Source organism: Undibacterium sp. TC9W (assembly GCF_049339865.1).
Taxonomy (GTDB): Bacteria; Pseudomonadota; Gammaproteobacteria; order Burkholderiales; family Burkholderiaceae_D; genus Undibacterium.
Window position 1 is genome coordinate 125478 of record NZ_JBMPPJ010000015.1, and the last position, 12677, is coordinate 138154.

The following is a 12677-nucleotide window of genomic DNA, read 5'->3' on the forward strand; positions in this document are numbered from 1 at the left end:
CTTTGTCTCCATCTTTTCTCTGTGGCCTCTGTGCTGAAGAAGTAGGGTCTTTTTCAAGAACAACTACCAGCCTTCGCTTCTACCTTGCCACGTGTTTTCAGGCCAAGCTTGTCCAACAAGACACGGTCATCCTGCGCTTCTGGATTAGCTGTAGTCAGCAATTTATCGCCGTAGAAAATCGAATTCGCACCAGCCAGGAAACACATTGCCTGCACTGCCTCACCCATCTGGCGACGGCCGGCAGACAAACGTACACGCGCCTTCGGCATGGTGATGCGGGCGACGGCTATAGTGCGCACAAATTCCAATGGATCGAGCGGATCAAGTCCGTGCAAAGGTGTGCCTTCCACCTGCACCAGATGATTAACCGGTACCGATTCAGGATAGGGATTCAGATTTGCCAGTTGTGCGATCAGACCAGCCCGTTGGCGGCGTGATTCACCCATACCGACAATGCCGCCACAACAGACTTTCAAGCCGGCACTGCGTACATGACCCAGGGTATCAAGCCTGTCCTGATAATCACGGGTGGAAATGACGTTGCTGTAAAACTCGGGGGCGGTGTCGAGATTATGGTTGTAATAATCCAGACCTGCATCTTTCAAACGCTGTGCCTGCTCTTCTTTCAGCATACCCAGCGTCGCGCAGGTTTCCAGGCCCATGGCTTTGACTTCACGCACCATCGTTTCGACTTTTTCCATGTCGCGGTCTTTGGGTGAGCGCCAGGCGGCACCCATGCAAAAACGGGTTGCACCATTTTCACGGGCGGCCTTGGCAGCGTCCAGTACCTCACGCACATCCAGCATTTTCTTGGCTTCGACACCGGTGTCATAACGTGCCGCTTGCGGGCAATAGCCGCAATCTTCTTCGCAGCCGCCGGTCTTGATGGACAAGAGTGTCGCCAGCTCTACATCACCATCAGGGAAGTTGGCGCGATGTGCAGTTTGCGCCCGGAACATCAAGTCATTGAAGGGCAAATCAAACAGGGCCAGTACTTCATCCACGGGCCAGGTCTCGGCTTCTATCTTCTTGACCGGTGGCTGGAATTGCATGGCTTGCAAAGTCGTATCAGTAGCTTGCATCTTTGTTTCCTTTTACTTCAATTGACTCAAATCCAGATACGAGGCGGCGGCTTTTGCCTTCTCGTGATCAGGAACATTCAAACGGGGAATATGCCCCAGCATGGGTGCTGCTATGCGCTCACGCAGGGCGGCAATATTTTCTTGGGGGTACAGCATGCTGGTATCAACGGTATTGGCAACCCAGCCTGCCAGCCTCAAACCGCGAGCGGCGATGGCTTCAACAGTCAGCAACGCATGATTGATGCAACCCAGGCGCATGCCGACTACCAGTATCACGGGCAAATCCAGGGCTTGCGCCATGTCTGCGGTAGTTACTTGCGCATTCAGGGGTACACAAAAACCGCCTACGCCTTCGACTACCACTCCATCTGCCAGTGCACGCAACTGCTGATAGCTGTCGATGATATGCGGCAGTGCTATCTCCACTTGCTCCAGTTCCGCCACGATATGCGGCGCTGCCGGTGTCTGCATCAGGTAAGGGCATACTAGAGCCAGCTCTGCCTTGACACTGGAAGCGGCGATCAGAATATCGACATCTTCATTATGCAGGATGCCATCACGCATTTCTGCACCGGCGGCTATCGGTTTCATACCCACTGCCTGTAAACCTTGTGCCTGCATTGCATGCAACATCGCAGCACTGACCAGCGTCTTGCCGATCTCTGTATCAGTACCGGTCACGAAAAAGTCATGCTGCCGTTTTTGCATCAGGCCACCTCGGCAAAACACTGGGCCACATAACTCATCTGGTCGAGGCGGTTAATCGCCTGTACCAGTTGCAGTACCTGGATTTCTGTATGCGCGGCAGACAAGGTCACTCGCAAGCGAGCTGTACCAACTGGCACGGTAGGCGGGCGTATCGCCCCTACCCACAGTCCCTGGTCCATGAGGTTGCCAGCCACCCTCAGCATGGCGGCATTGTCACCAATGAGTACGGGTTGTATCGCAGTGTCCGATGGCATGCCTTGCCAGACTTGCAGATGCAGGCCATCGCTAAACAGGCCTATCAGTTTTTGCAGATGTGCACGTCTTTGCTGGCCTTCTTCACCTGCAATAATATCGATGCTGGTCAGCAGTGCATGCGCCAGTGCTGGTGCTGCGGCAGTCGTATAGATATAAGCACGAGCGCGTTGTACCAGCCATTCAATCACGGTAGCATCAGCCGCAACAAAGGCCCCACCGACACCGGCAGCCTTGCCCAGCGTACCCATGTAAACCAGATTCGGTGACTTGATATTCAGGTGCTCCAGCACGCCACGTCCATGCTGGCCCAGTACACCAAAGCCATGGGCATCATCGACGATGAGCCAGGCATCATAGCGCTCGCAAATTGCCAGCAGAGCCCCCAGTTCTGCGATATTGCCATCCATGCTGAAGACACTGTCGGTGACAACGACCCTGTGCTTGGTCTTGCATTGTTGCAGTATGCGTTCCAGCGCCGAGTAATCGCGGTGCGGGAATACCTGCACCGTAGCACGCGAGAGACGCGCACCATCGATGAGGGAAGCATGGTTCAGGGCTTCAGAAAATACGGTTGTGTCTTTATTGATGGCCAGCGCCGTGATGACCGCCAGATTGGCCATATAGCCCGTGCAGAAATACAGGGCGCGGGCGTTATCAATATGCGGTGAGACAAACTCGGCCAGTCGTTCTTCCAGCACAGCGTGCGCGCGGCTATGGCCGCTGATGAGGTGTGATGCACCACTACCTACACCGTACAGCGCAGCACCTTCCTGCATGGCTTCTGCCAGTTTGGGATGTGCTGCCAGGCCGAGGTAATCATTGCTGCAAAATGCCAGCAAGTCACGGCCATCGACTTTCATGTTTGGTGCTGATGGCGTTTCTACAGTGCGCCTCTGGCGCAATAAATGTTTTTGATCCAGCACAGCCAGCTCTTGCTGCAAACCCTGTATCAGGGATTTGCGTTGCGTGGCTATTCTTATGCCGGGATTGTTTTTACTAGCATCTGTCATGCCATTACCTCTTCAAATACCAGTCTGGTTTTATGTGCCAGCAAGCTCATTTCATCCTGCTCAAGGATGTAGGGCGGCATCATATAGACTGTGCGACCTATAGGCCGCATTAATAATTCCTGCTTCAGAGCCGCAGCAAAAAAGCGGCGTGAAAATGTTGCTGCGCGTTCTGCATCATCGACCACCGCATCAAACGCGAGGATCATGCCTTGCTGGCGGAAGTGGCGCACGCGCGCATCATTTTTCAAATCGGCAAAAGCCGTGCTTAAGAATTCTGCCTTGACGCGGTTCTTTTGCAAAACCTTGTCATCTTCAAATATCGCCAATGTCGCCAGTGCTGCACGACATGCCAGCGGATTACCTGTATAAGAATGCGAATGCAAGAAGCCACGTCTTACATCGGCATCATAAAATGCCTGATAGACAGCATCTGTCGTCATCACCAGTGACAGCGGTAAATAACCGCCACTGATACCTTTAGACAGGCATAAAAAGTCTGGCCAGATATTCGCTGATTCACAGGCAAAGAAAGTACCGGTGCGGCCACAACCTACGGCGATTTCATCAGCAATCAGATGCACCTGATACTGGTCGCATAATTCGCGCAAGCACTTCAGATACACAGCATCATGCATGGCCATACCAGTGGCACATTGCACCAGTGGTTCTATGATGACGGCAGCAATCTTGCCTGCGCGCTCCTGCAATTTTGCTTCCAGTGCAGCGGCTGCACGCAAGGCCACATCGGCAGCAGTTTCACCCGCTTCAGCCAGACGCGCATCCGGTGACGCAACGACATGCGCACGCTGCAACATGGGGCCATAGGCTTCACGGAACAGGCTGACATCGGTCACTGCCAGCGCCCCCACGGTTTCACCATGGTAGCTGCCCTGTATGCAAATAAACTCTTGTTTTTCAGTCTGGCCACCATTGCGCCAGGCATGAAAACTCATCTTCAGGGCGATCTCGACTGCTGACGCACCATCCGACGCATAGAAGCAATGGCCGAGTGCATGATTAGTCAGCGCCGCCAGTTTTTCTGATAATTCGACCACAGGCGCATGGGTAAAGCCGGCCAGCATCGCATGCTCGAGCTTATCAAGCTGGTCCTTCAATTCTGCATTGATACGTGGATTTGCATGGCCAAACAGGTTGACCCACCAGGAGCTGATTGCGTCAAGATAACGCTTGCCTTCCATATCAAACAGCCATGCACCGCGGCCATGGCTGACGGGTATCAGCGGCACGGTTTCATGATGCTGCATCTGGGTACACGGGTGCCATACATGTTGCAGGCTGCGTGCTACCCAGTCATTTTCTTGATTCAAATTCATTCCAGACAAATTTTACGATTGAAGCTCACATTTCATACCACGTTCAAGCCACGGACTGCGTAGTTTGAATGAGCTTCAAATGATTCTCTATATGCATGACATGAGCCTGGGCAAATTCTGCCTTGCTCAAACTGCCATAAGCAAAATGCGGCTTGATCTCACCCGCATGGTTTTCAAATTTTTGCAATGCCGCAATCAGCATATCGATACCAGCATTGACATCGCCGCTCTCGGCAATTGCTGGCGCACCTGGTATGGGCTCAGTCAGGTTATGCGTCATTGCACCGGCGACTGAAAAAGCATAAAAGGCTGCACTACCTGCCGTTTTCTGAAAGGCTGCCGGTTTCATTTCGGGATAACCCGTCATCGAATACTCTATGCTCTGCGCCAGATGCACAAAGACTTTATAAGGCGGCCAACCGGATAGGTTGGCGAGTTTATTCAATTTCAGACTGGCAAGTTTTGCCTGCATCTCTGGTATTGAAGTGAAGATTACTGTCGATTTGCGATAGGTCACCGCGCCCGCTGCGGCCAGCAAAGATACGCCCAGTCCAGTCAATACCAGTCTACGCTTTGTCATCTTTACCAGCTCCTTTCCACTCTATTCTATTCTTGCGATCCGCTTGATCTTCAAGCCAGATTCAACTTAACCAGTTTGGCTTACGTTTTTCCAGGAAAGAACGTACACCTTCACGGCCTTCATCCGATGCGCGTATCTGCGCTATACCTTCTACCGTTGCTGCTATCAGCGCTGGTGTCACTTCACGGCTGGCGACATCCTGTACCAGACGCTTGGCCTGCTTCACTGCATTCGGGCTGTTGCTAACCAGCGCTTTGACAATCTCGGCCACTTTGGCATCCAGTGCCTCGGCCGTCACCACTTCATGAGCAAAACCCGTGCGATGCGCCTCTGCCGCAGTAAAACGCTCGGCAGTGATGAAATAACGGCGCGCCGCGCTTTCACCCATGGCCTTGATAACATACGGCGAAATCGTCGCCGGTATCAGGCCCAGCTTGACTTCACTGAGGCAAAAATTAGCCGTATCTACACTAACCGCAATATCGCAGGCAGCCACCAGACCCATGCCACCGGCATAGCAATCACCTTGTACTTTGGCAACTACCGGCTTGCTACTGCTATAAATGGCATGCAGCATTTCTGCCAGTTGGCCAGCGTCCGCGAGGTTTTCCTCATGGGTGTAATCGGCCATCTTTTTCATCCAGTTCAGGTCTGCACCAGCACAAAAAGCAGGACCATTCGCGGCCAGCACAATAGCACGAATGCTGTCATTCGTATCCAAATCGCGGAAAACCTCAGTAATTTCGGCTATGGTGGTTTCATTAAATGCATTGCGTACATCGGGGCGGTTTAATGTAACAGTTGCCACGAAACCCTGAAAGCTCAGCTCGATATTTTCCATTTTAATAATTCCACATGATTCGTAATTGATCTTACCTTGCTTTTGGGAAGCCATTCGCATCAAGAAACTCGCTGACCAAAGGCTCCCAGATCTTGCTGCCCCCCGTAAACAAGGTATGACCATCCTTGCCAAATGCTGGCAGCAACTTGAATTCTGCCCTGCCACCTGCTTTTACAAAAGCCGCATGCCACTCCTGAGAATATCTGGGAGCAAAGTATTGATCGTTTTCTGTATATATCCACAGCATGGGGACTTTGCTGCCAGCGCCAAATTCCGCATACATTTTTTCCATCTTATAGGGCTGGCAAGGCTCACCGGGACGGTCAGCCGGGTTGCCACCAGAGCCACCGGCGAAATTGATGGCAGCTACCAGGCCAAATGGATTTTTTGCCGCTACCGCCACCGTGCTATAACCACCGACAGACTGCCCCACGACCAGCACCCGGCTGGCATCCACATATTTTTGTGTTTTGGCATATTCGAGCACTGCCAGGATTTCTTTGCTGGCGGCCTCTGCCATAGGTGCGTAATTTTTGTTATTGCAGCTGCCGCTTTCTTCAGGGTCAGGCGTCGTCCCCTTTTCACCATAGCCTATGCGGGTAGGCACAAATACGGTAAAACCGCGCTTCACAAAATACCTGGCCTGCGGGGTGTACCTGAATCTGGGAGTCGTCGCACGATTCGTGGCGCTGCGACCATGATTCAGGACCAGGATGGGGAAAGGACCATCACCATCAGGTTTGAACTGCGTAATGACCACTTCACCCTGGCTCTCCCGTCCAAACATATCCTTGACGACGACATTGATCGTCGTTACCGATTCATGCAAGTCGGTAGCCAGTTTGACCGGGCCAGCTATTGCCTGTTCTTCTGCAGTCTTTTCTTCCTGTAGTGCACGCGCCTGAACAGGCAAACTGAACAATGCCAATAGAACAAGCACGGGCATGCGGATAGTTGAAACGGGATTTGCCATGATAGTGTCCTACATCCTGAACACGCCAAACTTCACATCCGGTATCGGTGCATTCAAGGCAGCCGATAAACCCAGGCCCAACACCATGCGGGTATCTGCGGGATCAATCACACCGTCATCCCACAGGCGCGCGGATGCATAGTAAGGATGACCCTGGTGTTCGTACTGCTCCTTGATAGGTTGCTTGAAAGCCGCTTCTTCTTCGGCTGACCAGCTACCGCCCTTGCCTTCAATGCCATCACGTTTTACTGTCGCCAATACACTGGCAGCCTGCTCACCACCCATGACGCTGATACGCGCATTTGGCCACATCCACATGAAGCGTGGCGAGTAAGCGCGGCCACACATGCCGTAGTTGCCCGCACCAAAACTGCCGCCTATGATGACCGTGAACTTGGGCACATTGGCGGTAGCGACAGCAGTCACCATCTTGGCACCGTTACGGGCGATGCCTTCGTTTTCATATTTACGGCCTACCATGAAGCCGGTGATGTTTTGCAGGAAGACCAAAGGTATCTTGCGCTGGCAGCACAATTCTATGAAATGGGCGCCTTTCAATGCCGATTCCGAAAACAGGATACCGTTGTTGGCGATGATGCCGACTGGCATGCCGTGGATATAGGCAAAGCCGCAAACCAGGGTAGTGCCATAACGCGCCTTGAATTCATCGAAATGGCTGCCATCGACGATACGGGCAATGACTTCACGCACATCAAAAGGCTTGCGGGTATCGACCGGTATCACGCCGTACAGTTCAGAGGCAGGGAACTTTGGCTCTTCGACTTCTTTCATGACCACGGTTTGTGGTTTCTGGCGGTTCAGGTGCGAGACGATAGTGCGCGCCAGTGACAGCGCATGCGTATCATTTTGCGCCAGATGATCAACCACGCCAGACAAACGGGTATGTACGTCACCGCCACCGAGGTCTTCGGCACTGACGACTTCACCGGTTGCAGCTTTCACCAGCGGTGGGCCACCGAGGAAAATCGTACCCTGGTTCTTGACGATGATGGATTCATCACTCATTGCTGGCACATAGGCACCACCGGCTGTACAGGAACCCATGACCACCGCAATTTGCGGTATGCCCTTGGCCGACATATTGGCCTGGTTGTAGAAGATACGGCCAAAGTGATCGCGGTCAGGGAAGACATCATCCTGGTTAGGCAAGTTCGCGCCACCACTATCGACGAGATAGATGCAGGGCAGATTGTTTTGCTCGGCAATCTCTTGCGCACGCAAATGCTTCTTGACGGTCAGCGGGTAATAAGTGCCGCCTTTGACTGTCGCATCATTACAGACGATGATGCATTCCTGCCCAGCCACGCGGCCTATGCCAGTGATGACACCGGCAGATGGAGCGGCATCGGCACCGCTTTTTTCTTTGTACATGTCGAAAGCAGCGAGTTGCGAAAACTCCAGGAAAGGCGTGCCTGCATCGAGCAGCATTTGCACACGGTCACGCGGCAAGAGTTTGCCACGGGCCAGATGTTTCTTGCGTGCTTCTTCGCCACCGCCAAGTGCAATCTTGGCGATTTTTTCCTTGAGGTCATCCACCACGGCTTGCATGGCCGCTGCATTGGCTTTGAATTCTTCAGAGCGGGGATTGAGTTTGGAATCTAAAGTTGTCATTATCTTTTTCACTTTTCTGGAAAACTGCCATCCACGTAAAACCACTTGCCTTCATAACGCACAAAACGGCTGAGTTCATGCAGCCTGTGCGCCTTGCCAGCTATCTTGTAACGGGCGACAAATTCCACTGTCGCCGCGTCACCATCAGCTTTGAATTTCTTTACTTCCAGCCCCAGCCATTTGGTTGGTTCATCATGCGTGATGCGTTCCTTGGGACAAGTCCGCTCATCCCAGGTCGCACGCAGATAGGCTTCATCGTTCAGCGTATAAGCGGTATAGCGCGAACGCATCAATGCTTCTGCCGTAGGTGCAACTGCTGCGCCACTGGTGTAAGGACCGCAGCACAGGTCAATATTTTTATTCAAGCCACAGGGGCATGCTTTGCTACTCATTATTACTTCTTGCTTTCCTTGATGGTGACTGGTGCTCCGGCGGCTTTCCAGGCAGTAAAACCACCGTCGATATGCGCGACATTTTCCAGGCCCATGTCTTGCACAGTCTTGGTCGTCAGTGCACTGCGCCAGCCAGCGGCACAAAACAAAATGAATTCTTTTTTCTCGCCGAAGACAGGTTTGAAATAAGGTGAATCAGGATCAACCCAAAACTCTATCATGCCGCGCGGCGCATGATAGGCACCAGGGACGATACCTTCACGTTCCAGCTCGCGGATATCGCGGACATCAATGAACTGCACATTGGCATCTGCGAGTTTGACCTGGGCTTCTGCCACGCTATAGGTTTTGATTTCGGCATTGGCTTCATCAACCAGTTGCTTGTAACCTTTTTTCATGCTGTCTCCGTTATTTCAACATCTCTTGAACATCCCCTCCCCTTCAAGGGGAGGGTTAGGGTGGGGATGGGGTTCGGTCAATTGACGGCAAACGAAATTACGTCAGAAACCCATCCCCATCCCAACCTGTCCACTGCGCTGCTTTCAAGCAGCTTAGATTACGTCGGCGCAAAGTATACTTTGCGAATTCCCACCTACATCCCCTTGAAGGGGAAGGAGAAAAACAGGCTATGCTACGAGGCAAAAGTGCTTACAAGAACAACATTTGGAAATGTTTCTGACTCGTTCTATTTATCCCGCCAGCGCACGTCCAATCAAAATCTTTTGTATATCGGAAGTGCCTTCATAAATCTGGCAAACCCGCACATCGCGGTAAATGCGTTCTACCGGGAAGTCGCTGACGTAGCCGTAGCCGCCGTGGATTTGTATTGCATCCGAGCAGACTTTTTCTGCCATTTCAGAAGCAAACAGTTTTGCCATCGCCGCTTCTTTCAAACAGGGCTTGCCTGCGTCTTTCATGCTGGCGGCATGCCAGATCAATTGGCGGGCGGCTTCTATCTGGGTCGCCATGTCGGCCAGTTTGAATTGTACGGACTGGTGCTCAAAAATGGGCTTGCCAAAACTGGTTCTGTCCTTGGCATAAGCGAGGGCGGCTTCAAATGCAGCTCTTGCCATGCCTACTGATTGCGAGGCTATGCCTATGCGGCCACCTTCAAGTCCAGACAGGGCGATCTTGTAGCCCATGCCTTCTTCACCTATCAGGTTCTCTGCCGGAATACGGCAATTTTCGAACAGGATTTGTGCCGTGTCGGATGAATGCTGGCCCATCTTTTGTTCCAGGCTGGCGACGATATAGCCAGGTGTGCTGGTTGGTACCCAGAAAGCGCTGATGCCCTTCTTGCCTGCTTCTTTATCAGTAACTGCCATGACGATGGCAACATCAGCATATTTGCCGCTGGTGATGAATTGCTTGACGCCATTGATGACGAAATGATCGCCATCGCGTTTTGCGGTTGTGCGCAGTTCAGAGGCGTCGCTGCCTGCGTGCGGCTCAGTCAGGCAAAAAGCACCTAGCATCTCGCCTTGTGCCAGCGGTGTCAGCCATTGTTTTTTTTGTGCGTCATTGGCATACATCATGGCGATGCTGCAGACCGGGCAATTGTTGACGGACACTACAGTAGAGGTACCGCCATCACCGGCAGCGATTTCTTCCAGCACCAGGGCCAGCGACAAATAATCCATGCCAGCGCCACCAAACTCTTCTGGCACAGCCACGCCATAGGCACCCATTTGTGCCAGCTCTTTCAATTCTTCTGCGGGGAAGTGATGTTCCTTATCCCAGCGGGCGGCATTGGGCACCAGACGGTCCTGGGCAAAGGCGCGCACAGCGTCGCGTATCATTTCGTGTTCTGGTGTGAGTAGCATGATGGTTCTGTTTTCTATTTATGAGTGCTGTACTTGTGAAGATTTACCAGCTGTGTTCTGCGCCTGTGTATTGCAAATATTTGCCATTGTCAGCTGGCTTCAAGGCAGCCAGGGTCTGACGTATGCCTGCCACGCTGACATCGACAGTGATTTCTGCGGCATCACCACCCATGTCGGTTTTTACCCAGCCCGGGTCCATCGCAACACAGATGGCTTTGCTGGTACTCAGCGACACGTCTTTCAATACTGAATTCAATGCCGTCTTGCTGGCGCGGTATAACCAGCCCGTCGGATTGCTGCGCTCGCCTATCGATGCCATGCTGGATGAAATCACAGCCAGCTTGCCACTGGCGTTTTCTACCAGCGGCAGCACAATGGGTAATATCCTCATCGCCGACAACAGGTTGGTATGCATGACGGTATCAAACTGTTGCTGGTCCGGCGCAGTCAGGCCTTCTGTTCTTGGGCCGAACACGCCAGCATTGAGGATAGCCACATCAATCTTTTCGTCATCAAGACGCCATCCGAGACCAGCACAGTCATTCAGATTCGTTACATCCAGCGGCAAGGCTTCACAGCCTGCTGACCGCAAAACTGCCAGGTCTTCTTCCTTGCGTGCAGTGGCGATGACACGCCAGCCTGCAGCCTTGTATTGCATGGCCAGTTCGTGGCCTATACCGCGTGATGCACCGATGATTAAAGCGACTGGCATATTTTCCCAATGAATGAAAAATTTTAAATCTCCTCCCCTTCAAGGGGAGGGAATTCGAGCGAAATTAATTTCGCTTAAATCATTTCAATCGCCAGAGCTGTACCCTCGCCACCGCCAATACAAAGCGAAGCCACCCCACGTTTCTTACCCTGCTTCTTCAAAGCACCCATCAACGTAATGATGATACGCGCACCAGAAGCACCAATAGGATGACCCAGCGCACAAGCACCACCATGCACATTGACCTTGTCATGCGGAATACCGAGTTCTTTCATCGCAGCCATAGGCACGGTAGCGAAAGCTTCGTTGATTTCAAACAGATCGACATCGTCAGTCGTCCAGCCCAATTTTTTGTACAGCTTCTGGATAGCGCCAACCGGCGCGGTCGTGAACCAGCCTGGTTCTTGCGCATTGCTGGCGTGGCCAAGGATTTTTGCGATCGGTGTCAGGCCCAGTTCTTTGGCTTTGGATTCACGCATCAGGACCAGTGCTGCAGCGCCGTCATTGATGGACGAAGAAGAAGCAGCAGTGATCGTGCCGTCTTTTTTGAAGGCTGGTTTCAAGGCAGGGATTTTATCGAGCTTGGCTTTCAGCGGGCCTTCATCCTTGTCGATGACAACATCACCGCCACGGCCTGATACTGTCACTGGGGCGATTTCCCATGCGAAGGAACCATCGGCAGTTGCGGCTTGCGCACGCTTGACGGAGGCAATTGCAAATGCGTCCTGCTCTTCGCGGCTGAAATTGTATTTGGCAGAACAGTCTTCAGCAAAGGTGCCCATGGAACGGCCCTTGTCATAGGCGTCTTCGAGACCATCAAGCATCATGTGGTCATACATCATGCCGTGGCCGATGCGGTAACCGCCACGTGCCTTGGGGATCAGGTAAGGGGCATTGGTCATGGATTCCATACCGCCGGAAACGATGACTTCATTGCTGCCAGCATTGATGGAATCAAAAGCCATCATGGTGGCCTTCATGGCTGAGCCGCACATCTTGGACAAGGTCACGGCGCCGGTGGATACTGGCAAACCCGCAGCCAGCAAAGCCTGGCGTGCCGGGGCCTGGCCCTGGCCTGCCATCAGGCAGTTACCGAACAAGACTTCTTCTACCAGCTCTGGCTTGACACCGGCGCGTTCAACGGCAGCCTTGATGGCAACTGCACCGAGCTGGCTGGCTGTCAGGGAAGAAAAATCGCCCTGGAAGGCACCCATGGGGGTACGGGCGGCACCAACGATTACGATAGGATCATTCATCTTGTTCTCCAAAAAAAAAGCAGATTGACTGCCTGAAAATGAGGGCTTGTCCGTCATGAAACGGGCAAGCACAAAGCTT

13 protein-coding genes are annotated in these 12677 nt (G+C 52.7%); all 13 read right to left on the reverse strand.

Translation table 11 applies throughout. From position 1 onward, the window contains the following. Positions 1-53 precede the first annotated feature (53 nt). Positions 54-1082 carry a biotin synthase BioB gene (gene bioB, locus ACO0LN_RS20490; RefSeq protein WP_370529059.1) on the reverse strand — a complete coding sequence of 343 codons (1029 nt, stop codon included), beginning with the start codon at positions 1080-1082 and terminating at the stop codon, positions 54-56. A gap of 12 nt (positions 1083-1094) precedes the next feature. Then, positions 1095-1790, reverse strand: coding sequence for a dethiobiotin synthase (bioD, locus tag ACO0LN_RS20495; RefSeq protein WP_422976948.1), 696 nt, complete (start codon positions 1788-1790; stop codon positions 1095-1097). Further along, positions 1790-3055 carry an 8-amino-7-oxononanoate synthase gene (gene bioF / locus ACO0LN_RS20500; RefSeq protein WP_422976950.1) on the reverse strand — a complete coding sequence of 422 codons (1266 nt, stop codon included), beginning with the start codon at positions 3053-3055 and terminating at the stop codon, positions 1790-1792. The genes bioD and bioF overlap by 1 nt, the downstream gene beginning before the upstream one ends. Then, entirely contained in the window at positions 3052-4389 is a 1338-nt protein-coding gene (bioA, locus tag ACO0LN_RS20505; RefSeq protein ID WP_422976952.1) for an adenosylmethionine--8-amino-7-oxononanoate transaminase, read from the reverse strand. The genes bioF and bioA overlap by 4 nt, the downstream gene beginning before the upstream one ends. Positions 4390-4432: 43 nt before the next feature. Further along, positions 4433-4969 (reverse strand): DUF1569 domain-containing protein, encoded by a 537-nt coding sequence (locus ACO0LN_RS20510; protein WP_422976954.1) that lies wholly within the window; start codon positions 4967-4969, stop codon positions 4433-4435. A gap of 61 nt (positions 4970-5030) precedes the next feature. Beyond that, entirely contained in the window at positions 5031-5810 is a 780-nt protein-coding gene (locus ACO0LN_RS20515) for an enoyl-CoA hydratase/isomerase family protein (RefSeq protein ID WP_422976956.1), read from the reverse strand. 31 nt (positions 5811-5841) lie between these two features. Beyond that, complete coding sequence (locus tag ACO0LN_RS20520) at positions 5842-6783, reverse strand: alpha/beta hydrolase family protein (protein WP_422976958.1); 942 nt, start codon at positions 6781-6783, stop codon at positions 5842-5844. Between the two features lie 9 nt (positions 6784-6792). Continuing rightward, positions 6793-8415, reverse strand: coding sequence for a carboxyl transferase domain-containing protein (locus tag ACO0LN_RS20525; RefSeq protein ID WP_422976960.1), 1623 nt, complete (start codon positions 8413-8415; stop codon positions 6793-6795). 8 nt (positions 8416-8423) lie between these two features. Further along, positions 8424-8807 carry a YchJ family protein gene (locus tag ACO0LN_RS20530; protein ID WP_422976962.1) on the reverse strand — a complete coding sequence of 128 codons (384 nt, stop codon included), beginning with the start codon at positions 8805-8807 and terminating at the stop codon, positions 8424-8426. A 2-nt stretch (positions 8808-8809) separates the two neighbouring features. Next, positions 8810-9205: a rhodanese-like domain-containing protein gene (locus ACO0LN_RS20535; protein ID WP_422976964.1), complete on the reverse strand. Its 396-nt coding sequence runs from the start codon at positions 9203-9205 to the stop codon at positions 8810-8812. Positions 9206-9496: 291 nt separating this feature from the next. After that, entirely contained in the window at positions 9497-10630 is a 1134-nt protein-coding gene (locus ACO0LN_RS20540) for an acyl-CoA dehydrogenase family protein (RefSeq protein ID WP_422976966.1), read from the reverse strand. Between the two features lie 43 nt (positions 10631-10673). Then, complete coding sequence (locus ACO0LN_RS20545) at positions 10674-11342, reverse strand: SDR family oxidoreductase (protein ID WP_422976968.1); 669 nt, start codon at positions 11340-11342, stop codon at positions 10674-10676. A gap of 74 nt (positions 11343-11416) precedes the next feature. Then, entirely contained in the window at positions 11417-12598 is a 1182-nt protein-coding gene (locus tag ACO0LN_RS20550; RefSeq protein ID WP_422976970.1) for an acetyl-CoA C-acetyltransferase, read from the reverse strand. Between the last annotated feature and the right edge of the window lie 79 nt (positions 12599-12677).